At 61.0% G+C, this 18,979-nt stretch carries 18 protein-coding genes; 11 read left to right on the forward strand and 7 right to left on the reverse strand.

Features of this window, described 5'->3' with window-relative positions; all coding sequences use genetic code 11:
* Positions 1-58: 58 nt before the first annotated feature.
* Both EI291_RS09540 and EI291_RS09545 read right to left on the reverse strand, forming a co-directional pair.
* A complete protein-coding gene (locus EI291_RS09540; RefSeq protein ID WP_125419589.1) occupies positions 59-1,279 on the reverse strand; it encodes a chorismate-binding protein in 1,221 nt (406 codons plus the stop codon).
* On the reverse strand, positions 1,276-1,707 hold the full coding sequence (locus tag EI291_RS09545) for a hotdog fold thioesterase (protein ID WP_125419590.1): 432 nt from the start codon (positions 1,705-1,707) through the stop codon (positions 1,276-1,278). Before EI291_RS09545 ends, EI291_RS09540 begins: the two co-directional genes overlap by 4 nt.
* A 206-nt stretch (positions 1,708-1,913) precedes the next feature.
* On the opposite strand from EI291_RS09545, the gene EI291_RS09550 reads away from it, so the two are divergent.
* The 7 genes from EI291_RS09550 (at position 1,914) to EI291_RS09580 (ending at position 12,073) form a co-directional block, all read left to right on the forward strand.
* The gene (locus tag EI291_RS09550) at positions 1,914-2,537 is read left to right on the forward strand and encodes a histidine phosphatase family protein (RefSeq protein ID WP_125419591.1); all 624 of its coding nucleotides are present in this window, start codon (positions 1,914-1,916) and stop codon (positions 2,535-2,537) included.
* Entirely contained in the window at positions 2,534-3,004 is a 471-nt protein-coding gene (locus EI291_RS09555) for a hypothetical protein (protein WP_125419592.1), read from the forward strand. The genes EI291_RS09550 and EI291_RS09555 overlap by 4 nt, the downstream gene beginning before the upstream one ends.
* 161 nt (positions 3,005-3,165) lie before the next feature.
* Positions 3,166-4,890 (forward strand): pyruvate dehydrogenase complex dihydrolipoamide acetyltransferase, encoded by a 1,725-nt coding sequence (locus tag EI291_RS09560; protein WP_125419593.1) that lies wholly within the window; start codon positions 3,166-3,168, stop codon positions 4,888-4,890.
* Between the two features lie 182 nt (positions 4,891-5,072).
* Complete coding sequence (locus tag EI291_RS09565) at positions 5,073-7,628, forward strand: TonB-dependent receptor (protein ID WP_125419594.1); 2,556 nt, start codon at positions 5,073-5,075, stop codon at positions 7,626-7,628.
* Positions 7,629-7,827: 199 nt separating this feature from the next.
* A complete protein-coding gene (locus tag EI291_RS09570; protein ID WP_125419595.1) occupies positions 7,828-10,161 on the forward strand; it encodes a S9 family peptidase in 2,334 nt (777 codons plus the stop codon).
* Positions 10,162-10,422: 261 nt separating this feature from the next.
* Complete coding sequence (gene hslV, locus EI291_RS09575) at positions 10,423-10,959, forward strand: ATP-dependent protease subunit HslV (RefSeq protein WP_125419596.1); 537 nt, start codon at positions 10,423-10,425, stop codon at positions 10,957-10,959.
* Between the two features lie 142 nt (positions 10,960-11,101).
* Positions 11,102-12,073, forward strand: coding sequence for a deoxyhypusine synthase family protein (locus tag EI291_RS09580; protein WP_044016978.1), 972 nt, complete (start codon positions 11,102-11,104; stop codon positions 12,071-12,073).
* 77 nt (positions 12,074-12,150) lie between these two features.
* On the opposite strand, the gene EI291_RS09585 is transcribed toward EI291_RS09580, so the two are convergent.
* The 3 genes from EI291_RS09585 to EI291_RS09595 all read right to left on the reverse strand — a co-directional run bounded on the left by EI291_RS09585 (position 12,151) and on the right by EI291_RS09595 (position 14,667).
* Positions 12,151-12,990 carry an endonuclease/exonuclease/phosphatase family protein gene (locus EI291_RS09585; RefSeq protein WP_125419597.1) on the reverse strand — a complete coding sequence of 280 codons (840 nt, stop codon included), beginning with the start codon at positions 12,988-12,990 and terminating at the stop codon, positions 12,151-12,153.
* Between the two features lie 207 nt (positions 12,991-13,197).
* The gene (locus EI291_RS09590) at positions 13,198-14,091 is read right to left on the reverse strand and encodes a DUF3667 domain-containing protein (RefSeq protein ID WP_125419598.1); all 894 of its coding nucleotides are present in this window, start codon (positions 14,089-14,091) and stop codon (positions 13,198-13,200) included.
* A gap of 129 nt (positions 14,092-14,220) precedes the next feature.
* The gene (locus EI291_RS09595) at positions 14,221-14,667 is read right to left on the reverse strand and encodes a DUF7878 domain-containing protein (RefSeq protein ID WP_125419599.1); all 447 of its coding nucleotides are present in this window, start codon (positions 14,665-14,667) and stop codon (positions 14,221-14,223) included.
* 133 nt (positions 14,668-14,800) lie between these two features.
* On the opposite strand from EI291_RS09595, the gene EI291_RS09600 reads away from it, so the two are divergent.
* The gene (locus tag EI291_RS09600) at positions 14,801-15,130 is read left to right on the forward strand and encodes a hypothetical protein (RefSeq protein WP_125419600.1); all 330 of its coding nucleotides are present in this window, start codon (positions 14,801-14,803) and stop codon (positions 15,128-15,130) included.
* Between the two features lie 137 nt (positions 15,131-15,267).
* Here the strand turns inward: EI291_RS09600 and EI291_RS09605 are convergent, their stop codons facing one another.
* Positions 15,268-16,320 (reverse strand): N-acetylmuramoyl-L-alanine amidase family protein, encoded by a 1,053-nt coding sequence (locus EI291_RS09605; protein ID WP_240635475.1) that lies wholly within the window; start codon positions 16,318-16,320, stop codon positions 15,268-15,270.
* Positions 16,321-16,537: 217 nt separating this feature from the next.
* Here EI291_RS09605 and EI291_RS09610 point away from each other — a divergent pair, with 217 nt between their 5' ends.
* The 3 genes from EI291_RS09610 to EI291_RS09620 all read left to right on the forward strand — a co-directional run bounded on the left by EI291_RS09610 (position 16,538) and on the right by EI291_RS09620 (position 18,274).
* Positions 16,538-16,999 carry a hypothetical protein gene (locus tag EI291_RS09610; RefSeq protein ID WP_125419602.1) on the forward strand — a complete coding sequence of 154 codons (462 nt, stop codon included), beginning with the start codon at positions 16,538-16,540 and terminating at the stop codon, positions 16,997-16,999.
* A 19-nt stretch (positions 17,000-17,018) separates the two neighbouring features.
* Positions 17,019-17,438 carry a helix-turn-helix domain-containing protein gene (locus EI291_RS09615; RefSeq protein ID WP_205701587.1) on the forward strand — a complete coding sequence of 140 codons (420 nt, stop codon included), beginning with the start codon at positions 17,019-17,021 and terminating at the stop codon, positions 17,436-17,438.
* A 74-nt stretch (positions 17,439-17,512) separates the two neighbouring features.
* The gene (locus EI291_RS09620) at positions 17,513-18,274 is read left to right on the forward strand and encodes an SDR family oxidoreductase (RefSeq protein ID WP_125419603.1); all 762 of its coding nucleotides are present in this window, start codon (positions 17,513-17,515) and stop codon (positions 18,272-18,274) included.
* Between the two features lie 91 nt (positions 18,275-18,365).
* On the opposite strand, the gene EI291_RS09625 is transcribed toward EI291_RS09620, so the two are convergent.
* Entirely contained in the window at positions 18,366-18,839 is a 474-nt protein-coding gene (locus EI291_RS09625) for a hypothetical protein (protein ID WP_125419604.1), read from the reverse strand.
* Between the last annotated feature and the right edge of the window lie 140 nt (positions 18,840-18,979).

The following is an 18,979-nucleotide window of genomic DNA, read 5'->3' on the forward strand; positions in this document are numbered from 1 at the left end:
CAGCGAAATACGTGAACCTTAGGCGGGACGGCGTTGCCCGAGGCTGTAAGAGGGAAGATTAGGCTAAAATGGCTCCGATGGTACGTAGCTTCAACTCGGTTTCCTGCCACTCCCGGGCTGGCTCTGAGTCGATGGTGAGGCCGGTGCCCGCGTAGAGAATGGCTTCCTGGGGCCGCAGCTGCAGACACCGCAGGTTTACATACAGGCGGGCCACCCCGGCGTCGGGCAGGTTCACGGGCCCCAGGAAGCCGGCGTAGTAGGCCCGGTCGTAGCCCTCGTGGTGGCGCAAAAAATCCAGGGCTGGCTGCTTGGGCATGCCGGCCACGGCGGGGGTAGGATGCAGCAGCCGCAGCATATCGGTGCCGAGGGTAGGGAAGGGTACCTCGTTTAGCTGCACGGCAAAATCGGTGCGCAGGTGCAGCAACTGCCCGGCCGTTACGGTGCGCGGGCCCTGCTCATCGTACTCCCGCAAACGCAGCTGCTTAAAGCAGTTGACAATGTAGCGGGCCACCATGGCGTGTTCCTCCAGGTCTTTGCCGGCCCAGCGGGCGGTGGCGGGTTTCATGCCGGGCAGCAGGGGCTGGGTGCCGGCCAGCGCCATCGTCCGGAACACATGGTGCTCATCTACTTCGGCCAGCACCTCGGGCGTTGCGCCCAGCCAGGTGCCCACGCCCGGCGCACTCACCAACGAAACGAAGGCGTTGGGGTAGCGGGTTTGTAAATCCTCGAAGGCGGACAAGGCATCAAACCCAGCTGGCAGCGGCTGCCGCACGGCCCGGCTGGAAACTACCTTGCGCACCGTGCCCGTCTCAATTGCCGCTACGCCGGCCGCTACCAGTGCTTCATACTCCTCGCGGGTGGCGGTGGCAGGCACTGGTTGCCGACTTACGTGCCAGGGCAGCGCCTCGGCATCCGCGAGGGCGGCAAACCGCTGGCGCAACTCCGGCAGGCGGGCGGCGGCGGCGGCGCTTACCTGAATTTCCTCGGGCCGGGCCAAGTCAAAAAACAAGTCGGCGGGCAGGAACAGCGGCGGATTGTGGTCGGAGTCCCGGAAGGGAAAAAACGCAAAGCCCGCGGGGGCAGTCGGCTCCAAGGCCGGCGGCAGCCCTGCAAAGGCCGAATCCACGTTCAGGCACAGGCACAAACGCGCGTGCTCGGCATTGGGCAGCCGCCACAGGGCCACGGGCCGGCCGCTGGTGAGGGCCAGCGCCACCAGTCGCCGCAGCCGGTCGGGCACGGGCAATTGGGGCTGCCAGGATATCCGCTGCAACGAACTCATGCCTGCGGTTTGGCTTGGGGCAGGTCGATGACGGCCATGGTAATGCGGCTGATGCACACCAGCGCCCCGGTTTCTTCGTGGGTAATTCGGATTTCCCACACCTGCGTGCTGCGGCCCACGTGCAGCGGCGTGGCCCGGCCAATCACGTGGCCGTCGCGCACGCCTTTCAGGTGGTTGGCGTTGATTTCGAGGCCCACGCAGGCTTGTTTGGTGGGGTCGATTTTAGTGGCGGCCCCTACGCTGCCCAGGGTTTCGGCCAGGGCCACGGAGGCCCCGCCGTGCAGCAGACCCATGGGCTGATGGGTGCGGCCATCCACGGGCATGCGGCCTTCCAAATAGTCGTCGGTGAGGGCGGTGAGTTCAATGCCGAGGGCGTCGGCCAGGGTGGGGCGTTTAGTCACCCAGTGGTTGATTTGCTCCAGCGTCATAGCGGGCGGAAAGAACAGCGGTGCCGGCCGGTAGGGTAGGGGCGGCAACCTGATAAAGTTTCAAGGGGAGGTACGGTATACAACCGTTTCGGGGCGAAAAGGTACGGTACCTTATGCAGGTTGCAGCCCGGTAGCTCAACAATCGGTGCATCCGAGTACGCGAAAAGCCCGTACTTTAACGGCGTAACCAGCAAAAGCAGCGGGAAATGAGCGTCAAAAAAATCTACCTCATTCGCCACGGGCAGACGGATTTCAACGTGCGCGGCATTGTGCAGGGCAGCGGCGTCGATTCTTCGCTGAACGAGGCCGGCCACCGGCAGGCGGCCCGCTTTTTTGCGGCCTACCGCCACGTGCCTTTCGATAAAGTGTACACGTCCCTGCTGCAGCGCACCCACCAGTCGGTGCAGGGGTTTCTGGACTTAGGCTTGCCCCACGAGCAGCACGCCGGCCTCAACGAGATTAGCTGGGGCACCCGCGAAGGCACGCGCATCACGCCCGAGGAAGACGAGGAGTACCACACCGTGCTGCAGGACTGGCGGGCCGGCCGCACCGCCTCCCGCCTGCAGGGCGGCGAAAGTCCGGAGGAAGTAGCCGCCCGCCAGCGCCCCGTAATTGAGCTGCTGACCGCCCGCACCCACGAGGAAACCGTGCTGGTGTGCATGCACGGCCGGGCCATGCGGGTGCTGTTGTGCCAGCTGCTGGGCTACCCCCTGAGCCAGATGGACAGCTTCGAGCACCACAACCTCTGCCTCTACCAACTCGACTACACCGGCTCCCTGTTCACGGTCCGCAGCTTCCTCGACGTGCGCCACCTGCAGGAGGTGATATGAGTACGCTGCGGCTGGTGGCCCTGAGCGGTTTTCTGGTGCTGCAGTCGGCTGCTGGTTACGGCCAGGCACGTGCCGTACCGAAAGGGCAGGCGAAAGTAAAGGACACAACAGAAGCAGAAGTGCCTTTGATATGCTACTTCCCTCCCAATTGTTTTAAGCCGGCAAACCCCGGTCAGCTTCCGCTGTCCATCACCCATGCCCGCCTGGTCGGGAAGGTATTCGTGAAGTTCACCGTCGATTCCACGCTAACTTTCCGGGGTATGACGGTGGCGTGCGCGCGGCTGAAATGGAAACGGACGGGGAAGCCCTATGCCCCCGATTGCCAGCACTTAACGGCAACCCAGCGGCGGGAACTCAGTAAACTTACCTTCAGCCTGGTTCGGCAGCTGAAAATGGTTCCTGACCCTGCAGCCAGCCGTAGCCAGTGCCCGAGCGAAATGTGGACGGTACCCGTAACGGTGAGATAAGCCATGCGGACTCTCCAACCCGAATAACGAGCGGATGCGAATCCAGGAATGTGTGCAGGCGAAAATTCGCTGTTTTGCCGCTGATTTTCGAAGAAAGGCTTTCGTTTGCAGCCCCGAATTTTCGGGCTAATTTTGACCCACTCAATCCAACGACGATACCGATGGCCGAACTCATAAAAATGCCCAAGATGAGCGACACGATGACCGAAGGGGTCATTGCTTCGTGGCTCAAAAAAGTAGGCGACAAAGTAAAATCCGGGGACATTCTGGCGGAAGTTGAAACCGACAAAGCCACGATGGAACTCGAAAACTACGAGGACGGCACTCTTCTCCATATTGGCCCGAAAGAAGGCGACGCAGTACCCGTAGATGGCCTGTTGGCTATTGTGGGTAAGGAAGGTGAGGATATTTCGGCCCTGCTCAACGGTGGCGGTGCTGTCGCGGCCGCTCCGGTCGAAGCGCCCAAAGCCGAAGCTGCCCCGGCTCCCGCACCTGCTCCGGCTCCCGAAGCTCCCAAGGCTACTCCCGCGCCGGCTCCGGCCCCCGCTGCGCCGGCTGCGCCGGCCGGCAACGGCAAAAAAGCCACCATCATCCGGATGCCCAAAATGAGCGACACGATGACGGAAGGTACCATTGCCGCCTGGCTCAAGAAAGTAGGCGACAAAGTGAAATCCGGCGACATCTTGGCCGAAGTGGAAACCGATAAGGCGACCATGGAGCTGGATAACTACGAGGATGGCACCCTGCTCTACATCGGCCCGAAAGAAGGCGAAGCCATTCCGGTAGACGGCGTGCTGGCCATCATCGGTGAAGAAGGTGCCGACGTACAGGCTCTGCTCGGCGGTCAGTCGGGCGGCAGCGCGGCTCCGGCCGCGGCTGAAGCTGCTCCGGCTGCTGCTACCACCTCGGCCCCCGCGCCGGCCGAAGCGGCTGCTCCGGCTCAGAACGGTGGTCGTATTTTCGCCTCGCCCCTGGCCAAGAGTATTGCCAAGGATAAAGGCATCGACCTGAGCACCATCAAAGGCTCGGGCGAGAACGGCCGCATTGTATCCCGCGACCTGGAAGCCGCGCCTGCTGCTGCTCCGGCCGCTGCCGCAGCTTCGGTAGCCCAGCCCGCCGCGGCTCCGGCACCGCAGGCCGCTCCGGCTGCTGCTCCGGCCCCGGCCGCTGCTACCCCGGCCGCACCCGCTGCTCAGCCCGCCGACGGCACCTACACCGACACGCCCGTATCGCAGATGCGCAAGGTTATTGCCCGCCGCCTCTCAGAAAGCCTGTTTACGGCCCCGCACTTCTACCTGACCATGGAAATCCTGATGGACCGGGCCATGGAAGTGCGTACCCAGCTCAACGCCCTGTCGCCGGTGAAGCTCAGCTTCAACGACATGGTTATCAAAGCTGCCGCCGTTGCCCTGAAGCAGCACCCCGCCGTAAACTCCTCGTGGCTCGGCGATAAAATCCGCCAGAACAAGGTGGTGAACATTGGCGTGGCCGTAGCCGTGGACGAAGGCCTGCTGGTGCCGGTGGTGCGCAACGCCGATGGTAAAGGCCTCAGCAGCATTGCTACTGAGGTGAAAGAGCTGGCCGGTAAAGCCAAGAGCAAGAAACTCCAGCCCGCCGAGTGGGAAGGCAGCACCTTCACCATCTCGAACCTGGGCATGTTCGGCATTGAGGAATTCACGGCCATCATCAACCCCCCGGATGCTTGCATCCTGGCCGTGGGCGGCATCAAGCAGACGGCCGTAGTAAAAGACGGTCAGCTGGCCATCGGCAACGTGATGAAGGTAACCCTAAGCTGCGACCACCGCGTGGTGGACGGTGCTACCGGTGCCGCCTTCCTCCAGACGCTGAAAGCCCTGCTGGAAGACCCCATGCGCATGCTCATCTGAGCCTGACGCTTTGCTTACCTCCGAAAGCCAGCCCCTCGCCGGGGGCTGGCTTTTTTGTTGCCCATTGCGCGAGTTGGTGCCGGGAAAGGCGGATTTCAGGAGAAAACGCCTATACTTACCAGCAGCGGAGCTTGCGCCGGCGACTCTGCGGTTTGTGTCCCCTTTCACCAATCAGCAGATATATGAAACAGCCATTACTAGCTCTGACGCTGTGCGTCGTAAGCACCTCTATGGCCTTTGCCCAGGGCCAAACGCTTACCGGGCAGATACTGGATAGCGCCGGCAAGCCCGTAATTGGGGCTACCGTAGTAGAGAAGGGAACAAACAACGGCACTGCTACCGGCAACGACGGCCGATTCACCCTGAAAGCCCGTACGGCCAGTCCCCGCCTGCAGGTCAGTTCTATTGGGTATGCCTCTCAGGAAGTTACAGCCAGCGGCGGCGAAATCAAAGTGAGCCTGGCCGATGCCTCCACCGGCCTCGGGGAGGTGCAAGTGGTGGGCTCGCGCAGCCAGAACCGCTCCGTTACCGATTCGCCTTCCCCGGTGGATGTAATTGATCTGCGCGAGGTAACGACCAAAACCGGCCAACTCGATGTAAATCAGCTGCTGCAGTTTGTGGCGCCCTCGTTCAACTCCAACCGCCAGACTGGCTCCGACGGGGCCGACCACGTGGACCCGGCCACCCTGCGCGGCCTCGGCCCCGACCAGACGCTGGTGCTCGTGAACGGCAAGCGTCAGCATCAGTCGGCGCTGGTGAACCTGTTTGGCACCCGCGGCCGGGGCAACACCGGCACCGACCTGAATGTGATTCCCGCCGCCAGCATCGAGCGGATTGAGATTCTGCGCGACGGAGCGGCGGCCCAGTACGGCTCCGACGCCATTGCCGGCGTGATTAACATTGTGCTGAAAAGCTCGGTGAAGGAGCTGACGGCCAACGTGAATTACGGCGCCTACGAAGCCAAGTACCGCTTCGACAACCAGATGTTCGACGGGGGCAACTTCAACGCCAACGTGAACTATGGCGTGGGCCTGGGCAGCAAGGGCAGCTTCGTGAATGCCACCCTCGACTTCAACCAGCGCCAGCACACCCAGCGGGCCAACGTGCCCGCGGGCCCCGATGGGCTGGCCCGCCGCGAGTACGGCGACCCGCAAATCCGGAACGTGTCGGCGTACCTGAACTCCCGGTTTGCGCTCAGCGAAAAGTCGTACGTGTACGTGTTTGGGGGCGGCAATAAGCGCAAGGGCGACGCCTACGCCTGGACCCGCTTCGCCGACGACGACCGGAACGTGCCCGCCATTTACCCCAACGGCTTCGACCCCATCATCACCAGTGACATCTGGGACGCTTCCGGCGTGGTAGGCCTGCGCACCCAACTGGGCGGCTGGGAGCTGGATCTGAGCAACAACTTCGGCTCCAACCGCTTCGAGTACGGGGTGAAAAACACGCTGAATGCTTCACTGGGGGCCAGCTCGCCCACCAGGTTCTACGCCGGCGGCTTCCAGCTGCAGCAGGACGTGGTGAACCTGGGCCTTACGCGCAACTACAAAACCGTGCTGCAGGGCCTGAACTTGGCCGTGGGTGCCGAAGCCCGGCGCGAGTGGTACTCCTTATTTGCTGGTGAGGAAGCCTCGTACCGCAACTACGACCCCGCCGCTACCGGTGGCTCCCAGGGCTTCCCCGGCTTTCAGCCCACCGATGCTATTAAAGCCCACCGGGACAACGTGGCCGCTTATGCCGATGCCGAGCTGAGCGTAACCCAGCGCTGGCTGCTGGCCGGGGCGCTGCGCTACGAGCATTATTCTGACTTCGGCAGCACCCTCAACTACAAAGCCGCCACCCGCTACAACCTCACCGAATTCCTGACCCTGCGCGGCACGTTCAGCACCGGGTTCCGGGCCCCCTCGTTGGCCCAGATCAACTTCAACTCCACCTTCACCAACTTTGTGAACGGCACGCCGGTGGAAGTGCTGCTGGCCCGCAACAACAGCGCCGTAACCCAGAAACTGGGCATTCCGAGCCTGAAGCAGGAAACCTCCAGCAGCGCCAACGTGGGCCTTACCAGCCGCATTGGTTCCTCGCTCAGCCTCACGCTGGATGGCTACTACATCAAGGTGAAGGACCGGGTAGTACTCACCAGCCAGTTCTCCTCCGACGACCCGGTTATTGGCCCCGACCTGCAGGCGCTGAACGTGGACCAGGCTCAGTTCTTCGCCAACGCCGCCGACACTCGCTCTTTGGGGCTGGATGTGGTGCTGAGCCATACGGCTACGCTGGGCGAGGGCCGGCTGAACTCCACCGTGGCGGCCAACTTCAACCACCTCAAAATCGACCGGGTACGGACCTCGGGCCGCCTCACGGGCCGGGAGGAGGAGTTCTTCGGTGCCCGGGAGCAGGCCTTCGTGAAAGCCTCGGCGCCGCCTTCCAAAATCAACCTTACGTTTGATTATCAGCTGGGCCGCTTTGGGGCGCTGGTGCGGTTTGTACGCTTTGACAAGATTACGCTCATCGACTGGAACGGCGACCCGATGAAGTATGACCCGCGCATCACCACCGACCTGACCCTGAACTACGCCCTCACCAACCACCTGCAGCTGATTGTAGGCAGCGCCAACCTGTTCAACCGCTACCCCACGCTGTTCGACCCCCAGCTCACAGAAACCGGTGGAGCCTGGGACCCCGTGCAGATGGGCGCCAACGGCCGGTTCTATTTTGCTAAGCTGCAGGCCCGGTTCTGATAGGCAGTTGAGAGAATCATCACACTACTTCAGCCCGTTATGCTCCAACTTTGGTCGGCATGACGGGCTGAATGGTTGTGGGGACTGCGGAGGATGCAGCCTTACGTGTGTAAACCCGACCAATAGGCGGTGCGCCGAATGTGTGCTACCTTCCGCTCCCGCCGGAAATAAGCGGTTGTTCCACCCTTCCATCAACACAATGCATACGTATTTACTGGCCTTTTCGGCCGCGGCAGTGCTGGCTTCGCCCGCCGCCCTGGCCCAGCAGCGGCCCGTTCTCACGGCCCAGGATTACGCCCGGGCCGAGCGTTTCCTCGGCTACAACACCTCCGCCCTGATAGACGGCAGCGCCGGTCAGCCCAATTGGCTCAGCAACGACCGGTTTTGGTACCGGGTGCTCACGCCCAAAGGCAGCGAGTACGTGCTGGTAAACCCCACCCGTAAAACCCGCACCACTGCCTTCGACCAGGCCAAGCTGGCCGCCGCGCTGTCCTCGGCCAGCGGCAAAACCTACGAGGCCGGCCGCCTGCCCATCCGCAGCCTCACGTACTCACCCGACGAGAAGAACATTGCCTTTGCCGCCGCCGGGAAAGCCTGGAAATACGATGTGCTAAGCGGGCAGTTGACGCCCGACGCGGCTCCGGCCAGACCCTACGTTAATGTCGGCAACGAGGTGGAGTCGCCGAACGGGAAGCTGGCCGCTTTCATCAAGGACGATAATCTGTGGGTGCGCGACACCCAGACCAACCAACTCACCCAGCTTACCACCGACGGTGCCCGGGACTACGGCTACGCCACCGATAACGCCGGCTGGACCCACAGCGACAAACCGGTGCTGCGCTGGTCGCCCGACTCGCGCAAGATTGCCACTTTCCGCCAGGACCAGCGCAACGTGGGCAGCATGTACCTGGTAAGCACCAACATCGGCCATCCCCGCCTCGACAGCTGGAAATACCCGCTACCCGGCGACAAGGATATTGCCATGATTGAGCGGGTGGTAGTGGAGGTGAATCCGGCCAAAGTGGTGCGCTTCCAGGTGGCTCCCGACCCGCACCGCGGCACTCTCTCCGACGACATTTCCAGCAGCGGCACCTTCGACGACGTGGACTGGAGCCCTGACACCCGGGAGCTGGCTTTCGTCTCGACTTCCCGCGACCATAAGGAGGAGAAATTCCGCATTGCCGACGCCACCACCGGCACCGTGCGCGAGGTATTCACCGAAACCGTGGCCACGCAGTATGAGTCGGGCCAGGGCGCTATCAACTGGCGCTACCTGCCCAAAAGCAAGGAAATTATCTGGTATTCGGAGCGCGACAACTGGGGCCACCTGTACCTCTACGATGCCGGCACCGGCAAGGTGAAGCGCCAGATTACCAAAGGCAACTGGGTAGTAACGAAGCTGCTGCGCGTGGATGAGCAGAAGCGGGAGCTGTACTTTCTGGCCGACGGGCGGGAGCCCGGCAACCCCTACTTCACCCACCTCTACCGCATCGGGCTGGATGGTAAAAACCTGAAGCTGCTCACGCCCGAGCCCGGCAACCACCAGGTGACCCTCTCGCCCTCGGGTCAGTACTTCATCGACACCTACTCCCAGCCCAATAAGCCCGGCCAGACGGTGCTGCGCGCCGCCGATGGCAAGCTGGTGTCCACCCTGGAGAAAACCGATATTTCCCGCCTTACGGCCACCGGCTGGAAAGCCCCCACGTCCATCACCGTAAAAGCCGCCGACGGCCAGACCGACCTCTATGGGCTGATGTTCACGCCTGCTAACCTGGACGCGGGCAAAAAGTACCCGGTTATCGACTACATCTACCCTGGCCCGCAGGGTGGGGGCGTAGGCAGCTGGGCCTTCTCGGCGGCCCGCTCCGACCATCAGGCCTTGGCCGAGCTGGGCTTTGTGGTAGTGGTGATTGAGGGCAGTTGCAACCCGCTGCGCTCCAAGAGCTACCATGATGCCTGCTACGGCAACATGGCCGAAAACACCCTGTCGGACCAGATTTCCGGTATTAAGCAGCTGGCCCAGAAGTACCCGTACATGGACGTGAACCGGGTAGGCATCTGGGGACACTCGGGCGGGGGCTACGCCACGGCCGCGGCCATGTTCCGCTACCCCGAGTTCTTCAAGGTGGGCATCTCGGAATCGGGCAACCACGAAAACCGCAACTACGAGGACGACTGGGCGGAGCGCTACATCGGTCTGCTCAAGCCCAACGCCGACGGTACTACCAACTACGACAACCAGGCCAACGCCCCCTACGCCAAAAACCTGCAGGGCAAGCTCATGCTGGCCCACGGCCTCATGGACGACAATGTGCCGCCTTACAACACGTGGCTGGTGGTGGATGCCCTCACCAAAGCCAACAAAAGCTACGACCTGGTAGTATTTCCGCAGGCCGTGCACAGCTACGGGGCCAGCTCATTCTACATGATGCGGCGCCGCTGGGACTATTTCGTGCAGAACCTCGCCGGGGCTGAAGCCCCGCTGAACTACGAAATAAAGCCCGTTCCCGACCCTCGCATTGCGGCGCAGTAAGGAAGCTAGAAGCTAGTTCCCCTCCTTGGAAAGGAGGGGTTAGGGGTGGTTGATGCGTTGAACGGTTGCTAGAACTAACTCTAAAATCCGCTCTGACGCAAGGTCAACCACCCCTAGCCCCTCCTTTCCATGGATGGGAACTAGCTTTTTAGCTTCATTCAGCATAGCTCCAGTATCGGCTCCGGCTGGGCGTTGCGGCCGGATTCCCGTAGCTTTGCGCCTTCCTGTTGAAAAACCACCCGTCTAGTTTCTGATTTCGCCATGAGAATTCGTTCCACTACCGTTCTGGGCGTACGCCACAACGGCCAGATTGCCCTCGGGGCCGACGGCCAGGCCACCATGGACAAGCACGTGGCCAAGAGCAACGTGCGCAAGGTGCGCCAACTCCACGACGGCAAAGTGGTGACTGGTTTTGCCGGCTCCACCGCCGATGCCTTCATGCTGCTCGATAAGTTTGAAGAGAAGCTGGGCGGCTACGGCGGGCAGCTGCGCCGCGCGGCTATTGAGCTGGCCAAGGAGTGGCGCAAAGACCAGTACCTGCGCAAGCTGGAAGCCATGATGGTAGTGGCCGATAAGGACGAGCTGCTCATCATTGCCGGCACCGGCGACGTGCTGGAGCCCGATTCCGACGTGGCCGCCATCGGCTCGGGGGCCATGTACGCCCAGGCCGCCGCTTTGGCCCTGAAAAAGCACGCCCCCCACCTCACGGCCCGCCAGATGGTGGAAGAAGCCCTGCACATTGCCGCCGACATCTGCATCTACACCAACCACAACCTCATGATTGAGGAGCCTGTATAGGGTAGTGCTTAGTGCTTGGTGCTTAGTGCTTAGGCAGTAGGCGGCGAGTAGCTAAGCTCCACTCAGTTGATTTTTTTCGTACCGCTCAGGCTGCCAGTAGTAAACGCTGCTAAGCACCAGGCACTAAGCACCAAGCACTAACATGCAAATCACCAACTTCCTCAAGCACCACTACCGCCACTTCAACGCCGCCGCGCTGATTGACGCCGCCGAGGGCTACAACAAGCACCTGGCCGAGGGCGGTAAGATGATGATTACCCTGGCCGGCGCCATGAGCACCGCCGAAATGGGCATCCAACTGGCCGAGCTCATCCGCCAGGATAAGGTGCAGATCATCAGCTGCACGGGTGCCAACCTGGAGGAGGACATCTTCAACCTGGTTGCCCACGACTTCTACGAGCGGGTGCCCAACTACCGCGACCTGACCCCCGCCGACGAGCAGGCCCTGCTGGAGCGCCACATGAACCGTGTAACCGACACCTGCATCCCCGAAGAGGAAGCCATGCGCCGCCTCGAGCACTCGGTACTGAAGTTCTGGGAAAAGGCCGACAAGGCCGGCGAGCAGTATTTCCCCCACGAGTTCTTCTATCAGATTCTGAAGTCGGGTGAGTTGGAGCAGTACTACCAGATTGACCCCAAAGACAGCTGGATGCTGGCCGCCGCCGAGAAAAACCTGCCCATCATCTGCCCCGGTTGGGAAGACAGCACGCTGGGTAACATCTTCGCCGGCCACGTGATTTCGGGCGACATCAAGAACGTGCACACCGTGCGCACTGGCATCGAGTACATGATTTACCTGGCCGACTGGTACACCCAGCAGGCTACCGAGGAAAGCAAAGTGGGCTTCTTCCAGATTGGCGGCGGTATTGCCGGCGACTTCCCCATCTGCGTGGTACCGATGCTGCACCAGGACCTGGGCCGCACCTCGGTGCCGCTGTGGGGCTACTTTTGCCAGATTTCGGACTCCACTACTTCGTACGGCTCGTACTCCGGCGCCGTGCCCAACGAGAAAATCACCTGGGGTAAGCTGGGCCAGGATACGCCCAAGTTCATCATCGAATCGGACGCTACCATCGTAGCGCCGCTGGTGTTTGCCATGGTGCTGGGCCAGTAATTGCAGCAGCCAGATCAGAAAAAAGGCCCGCCGCTGATGTTCAGCGGCGGGCCTTTTTTTCCCGGAAGCGCCGGCTCTTATGGCCACGCCAAGCGGCAGTACACGGCCGGATGGTCGGAGGTGCCTACGCTGCGGGGCGCAACGCCTACTTCCCGGGTTTGGAAGCGCCCGGCCGAAAAATAGATCCGGTCGATGCTTCGCAAGGGTGGGGAAGTGGTGTGCAGCACATCGGTGTACTCGGCGGGCAGTAGCTCAGGAACCGAATCCAGATTGAAGTCGCCCAGGATAAGCTGCGCCTCACTTCGCCGCTCCCGGAAATACGTGGCGGCCGTGGCGGCAGCGGTAGGCAGTGGATCGAAGTGAAGCGAATACACCCACACCGGCCGGCTGCCCACCAGCACTTCGGCAGCCAGAATGCTGCGCCGCCGCCATTTACTGACGTATTCGTTTTCGTGGTTTTCGAGGCTGCGGATGGTGAAGCGGGTCAGGATGGCATTGCCCCACTCGCCCTTGGGAGGCTGCACGCCCCGCGCCTCGTTGTGGCCGTGGGCCCCGAAAGCGTAGTTCATGTGCAGCCGCGCGGCCAACTGCTCGGTGAAGTTTAGGGTGGCGGAGTTGGAGCGGTTACGGGGCACCTCCTGAAGGCAGATGATATCCGGCTGCACCCGCCTCAGCACCTGCGCGATGCTATCGAGCTGCGCGGCCGAGCCGCCCTGCTGCGACGCATCCCAGGGGTCTTGGCCGTCGCGGAAACCTAGCTGCACATTGTAGGTCACGCACGTCAACAGACTGTCGGGGGCACCGGTGCCCACTGGATTCTGGAAATAAGAAGTACGGGTTTTGTAGTCGGGGAACAGCTTTTTGCAGCTGCTCAGCAATGCCATAGTCAGCAGCAGTAGCAATCGAATGGAAACCATAGGTAGCAGCGTATTGGCAGAGAATCGGGCAGAATGGGAGTAGCAGAAAGCTATGTTACACAAGGGCGGTGGAATGTCCGTCGGTACCGCCGTCAGCTTCAAAGGTGTGGTTCAAATTCCACATCATGGAAGCCGTTCGGCAACGCGCACAGAAAAGCCCGCCGCAGATATGTAGTGGCGGGCTTTTCTGTGCGCGTTGCCAGGTGCCTACTCCGGCCGGGGCGTGACCTTGGCAGTTTTGGCCTGTTGCTGCATCTGCTGCTGCATAGCCCGTTTGAACGTCGTCCAGTTGAGGGCGTAGGTGATGACGATCACCACCACGATACAGGTAATATAGCCCAGCATGTAGGTCATGAAGCCGCGCCAGAGGCGGCCTGCCAAGCCCATGCCGGTATGCTTCAGCAGGCTGCCGTACGCCCAAGTAGCATACCCAAAAACTGGCAACATGAGTCCTAAACTGGCGGTACCAATCTGGGGCGTACCGCTGTAGCAGTAGGTCACCGGCAGGTAAAGCACCGCGAAGAAGTTCATGATAGCCGTGATGAAGGCCGCGATAATCAGGCACTCGGCGTAGTTGTAGCCGCCACGCCGCAGAAACCAGCGTGCAAACAGTGCCCAGATGGGCACCGAGGCTACGTAAAACCAGCTCAGGTACTTCATCATGAAGCCGGTGGAGGCTTGCTGCATCTGCCACACTGCCTCAGGCACGGTCGGGTCGCGGGGCGGCAGCACCTGAATATGCAGCACCGACGAGAGCAGTGCATATAGCCCCGTTATCATAAACAGCAGCGCCAGGGGCCGAAAGTGGTCGACGCGCTTGCCGGCCAGATACTCCCGGATAGTGCGGCCGGGCCGCCGGACCATCGTGCGCAGCGTGTACAGAATGCCTTTATCGATGTGCCAGATGCTGTGCAGCACGTCGTGGGGCATGTCGGCCATCGTGAAGCGGTGGGTGTGGTGGGCGTCCTGCCCGCACTGCCCGCAAAACCGGATGTCCACCGGCTGCCCGCAGTTCAGGCAGGCCTGGGCAGGGTGCTCGTGTAAGGAAGCAGCGGCAGGATGGACGGCAACAGACTCAGGGGAAAGAGAAGCGGAGGACATACTGCGGCTGGCAGAGAACAGGTGGCTGGATGATTGAAGAATTAATAATAGTGAATACTACATAAAAAGTCCGCCGCTGAACGTCAGCGGCGGACTTTTTAGGGGGGCGTAGCGTAACAATTCAGTTGCTTACGAATCTTCCAGAAACGAGCTGGCATCAAGACCAAGATCTGCTTTCATCTTGGTGCTGATATCTGCTGAGAATGTCTGGATGAATTGTATCAATTCTTCCCGGCCTACATAAGTCGCTTGCTCATATTCACCCCATTCGGAGGAGAATTGGAAGCCTAAATCAGCATGCCGGAGGGTGAACAATTCTCTTGATTCTGAGTCCATACAGTCAAACTGAAAGTCGGTAGCAAATCCTGGTTTCAGCCACATAATCAGCTGCGCAGCCAATTGCCCTACATTCCAGTATGGGGCTCGAAGCAGGCATACGTTATCCTGCCAAAACTCGAAATCAGCCTCGGTACAGGCCACCACAATACACCCCATCTTGTTGCGAGCCAAGTCAGGCTCGTGTAGGTATTGCGCTGGGCATGACACGGAGAGGGCAGCAACTTTATAGTGTAGCATACTGGTAAACTTATAGCTCCGCTACCTCCCGCACCGCTTGCGGCGGGCTCACGGCTTCAAACTTTTCTCAGGAACCCGCTGCCGGCCCTCTGCATCCCGTACCTTCGCCTCGTTCCACCCTCAGCCCGCCGCCATGCCCATCGACCTCGCCAGCTTCCTGCACCACACCCCCGAGAGTGAGAAAACTACGGTGTACGTACACCTCGACGAGGACGAAATAGCTGCCTACGATGCCCTGCTGGTGGCTCAGACGCGGTTTCGCAAGCTCTACATTACCCTGGAGCCCCGCCGCCGCTACCTCGTGCACACCCAACACCCCGACGAAGAAGAGGTGGAAATCGACTTCCTACAGGACTACGAAGAAGTGGAGGCGCTACTGGAAGACGCCGGCCTCGACGGCATCCACGACGGCGAGCAGGGCATCCTCTACCACAACCTGCTGTACCTGCTGATGAACCCGTAATTCAGTTGTTAGTTGATCGTTTTCAGTTGTTTGTTGTTGGATTTTCAGAAGGAAAAGGACAGGATTCCTTGGCTCTGTCTTCGCCTGACATGACGACCATCCTGGCCGCTGACAACTGATAACCGGCAACTAACAACTCACCGCCCGGTATAATCGGCCAGCAGGCCTTCGTAAATCCAGTTAGCTAGGGCCTGGCGGTTATCGGCTACCACGAAGCGGCGCTGGTCCTTGGCGTTGCGGATGTTGCCCAACTCCATAAATACAGCCGGGGCATGGCTGGTGCGCACCTCGTAGAGGCTGCCGCGCTCCGACACGTTGCCGGAGTAGGGGCGGTTAGGCTGGGCGCGCTTGTAGCGGTTGGTGAACACCTTATGGATGTTCTTGGCCAGCCGTAGCCCGGCCTGGCTGTTGGCGTGATGATAGAAGAACACGTCGATGTTCTGGCCTTCGCTGCGGCTGTCCACGTGCAGGCTCAATAGGCGCTGATAAGCTCCTTTGTGATGGGCGTAGAGCTTGTTGACCTGCGTGATGCGCTGGCGCAGCCGGCCCAACTGGCTCAGTGGAATCACCTGGCGCGGGTAGGTCAGCTCGTCGTAGTCCATGGGCAGCACGTTCTGGTCCCGGATACCGTCGTTGGGGTCCTGTACCATCACGTACACCGTGGCGCCGTGCTCCAGCAGTACCCGGGCCAGGCGCACGGTCACGTCGTAAGCGTACTCATCCTCGGCCAGCTTGAAGGAGCCGTATTTACCGATGGCTCCGGGGTCGGGGCCGCCGTGGCCGGGCGAGAGGTAGTACACCGCCCCGCGCAGGGCCCGGTCGCGCACCGGCACCGGGCTGTAAGTGGGGCCGAACAAAGCAGCTGGCAGCAGGGGCTGGGTGCTTTTCCCGCGGGAGGTGGGGTTGGTGGCTTGCAGGCTGCCAGCCCCAGATGCGGCGGCTTTCACCCGGGGCGCGGCGGCCGGCAGCACGTAGCTGCGGCCGGTTACCAATCCACCGGCCTTCGTAAGCCGCCCCTGGTTGAGCTGCCGGAACTGCCGTTGCTGCTGGCGCGTGTTCAGGCCGTGGCGCTGCAGCAGCGTCTGTACCCCGTCGCCGCGCCGGGCCACGGCCTTGCGGGGCTTGGTCTGGCCGAAAGTAGCCCCAGTAAGCAGACAAAGCAGGAACGCGAAAAGTACAGCCGTACGCAAAAGAAAGGGACGATTAAAAGGATACAGAAGCCGCCCGGGGCGGTCTGCCGCGAGTACGCCGGCCGTACATAACCGGCCGTATACTTGTTGGGCCGATACGGAACAGCATGCAAAAAAGCAGTAAATCTTTGGGATACGGGCAATGCCAGGGGCAGTTTCGCAAACTCGGGCCCGGTTCGGTGGCCGCACATCTTTCCTGAAACTCTTAAACTGCCGCATGAAAATTCGGGAATTTCTGTTCGGCAAGCCGGTGTACGTGCAGGACGAAGAATTTGGCCGGCTGCAATGGATAGCCACTCACCGCAAAGGGCAGGGCTATTTTGAAGGCACCCGCACCTTCGGGCCCACCGGACATACACTCACTATAACGCTCGATGCACCAAGTACCGGCCCAACGGCTGCGCAGCGCGCCTTCTGGCACGCCATCGAAGCCCGGTATCTGCAGCTGACCGATGCAGCTCAAAAGCTGATCGAGGCTGAGTTGCGCCACTGGAAACCTGGCTTCACGGTGCACGATTTTCAGGCCGAGTTCTGGCCGGTCGGGCTGGATATTCCCTCACTTGCCGAAAGCCAGCCCGTAGAGTGGGAGCTTGCCTTCGAAACCATCCATGACCCGGACCATACGGTTACCATTCTGTGGCGCAGTTTTGAACCGTATTTTGTTCGTATCGACGGTTAACCTATCTCTCCTCAGCCGTATGCCAACCATGCTCATTCCTAAGAAGATTCTGGCCCGCCAGCACGAAATAACCGCCGACTTCACCCGCCTGGTGCATGCCCATGTGGATGACCTGGTAGCCGGCCGGGCCACGGAAGCCCTGGAAATCCGGGACTTCGCCGGGCAGCTATGTATTCATCCCACCCACCTCAGCAACACACTCAAACTCACCACCGACGAAGCCCCCTGCGCTATTTATGAGCGCAAGCTGGTAGCCGTGTCAAAGGAGCTGCTGGCCGATGCGCAGCAGTCGGTGGCGGAAGTAGCCGCGCGGCTCACCTACGACCCGTCCAACTTCACCAAGTTCTTCAAGCGTTTCGTGGGCATCACGCCCCGGCAGTATCGGGAGGCGCTGTGGGCTGCGCAACGGGCTGAAACTTCGGAAACTGTCACCAGTTAATCTGAACTACTCACCAGAGCCGCACGGCTTCCGGGGCGGAACTTTGCCCCATCATTCACCCTCACTGATTTAGCATGAACACCACGAAAATAGCCCTGGTAACGGGCGGCAGCCGGGGCCTCGGCAAAAACATGGCTCAGCACCTGGCCCAGAAAGGCCTTGATGTCATCCTGACCTACCACAGCAAAAAGGACGAAGCCGAAGCCGTAGTGGCCGAGCTGCACGCCCTGGGCCGCAAAGCTGCCGCGCTGCAGCTCGATTCCTCGAATGTTGGCAGCTTCGGCGGTTTCTTTGAGCAGGTAACGGCCACGCTGCAGACCACCTTCGGCACCGACCGGTTCGACTTTCTCATCAACAACGCCGGCACGGGCCTCTACCAGCCCTACGAGCAGGTGGCGGAACAGCAGTTTGACGACATGCTGAACATTCACTTCAAAGGACCGTTTTTCCTGACCCAGCAGGCGCTGCCATTGCTCAACGACGGCGGCGGCATCATCAACATTTCCTCCGGACTCACGCGCATCGTTATTCCCAACTCCGCTACGTACGCCAGCATGAAGGCGGCCGTGGAAACCCTCACCCGCTACCAGGCCAAGGAACTGGCGGGCCGCCGGATCCGGGTAAATGTAGTGGCTCCCGGCGCCATTGAAACCGACTTCGGCGGGGGCCGCACCCGCGACAACAAGGAGGTAAACGCATACATTGCCTCGCTTACAGCCCTAGGCCGGGTAGGTCTGCCCACCGACATCGGACCGGTAGTGGCCTTCCTCTGCACTGAGGACGCCGGCTGGATTAACGCTCAGCGCATTGAGGTGTCGGGCGGGCAAAGCATCTAAGCCCGATAAAAGCTCAAAACAAACCGGCCGGTCGTTTCCCTGTTTGCGGAAACGACCGGCCGGTTTGTTTTGGGCGGACTAAACGGCTGGCTTAAAACACCTGCACGTTGAAATGCATACCGCCATACTGGCCCATGTTAGCATCAACGGGGTAGGCGCCGCGCTTGATTTTGAGGGCATTCACGCCGAGGGCGTCGGTTTCGGGCTGGGCCACGAAAAACTCCTCATTAGGGCGAATGGTGAGCACGCGAACCGCCGGATCGAAGGGAGTCAGGAACTGTACGTCGAGGCGCTGGCCGCGCAGCGTGAGCCGTACGCGGGGTGTGCGCAGAGCCGGACCGCTACGGCCGGTTTCCATATCGGGGGAGGCAGCTACGGCACAGATACCGTTGCCCCACAGGCACTGCTCATACTGCGCAAAGCCGCGCATGTAGGAGTCGGTGGAGGTGGCGGCCAGTGCTTGGTCGGCCGTGGAGCCCTGCTGACTGGTAACAGGGCGGATGGGGGCCACGGACTGTTCGCAACCCATGAGAAGCAGCAAACCGAAGGGGAGAAGTTTGTTCACGTGTGTAGATGGTGAGGTGGGGTAAAAGAACAGCGGCAATATAGCTATTTGCCGATGACTACATCACGGAATAACAAAAAAAGGTCAGCCGCCGGCTGACCTTTTTACCCAAGGCGAAAAAATGCCCTGAAACTATTGCT

The organism is Hymenobacter rigui, assembly GCF_003944715.1.
In the GTDB taxonomy this organism is placed as follows: Bacteria; Bacteroidota; Bacteroidia; order Cytophagales; family Hymenobacteraceae; genus Hymenobacter; species Hymenobacter rigui.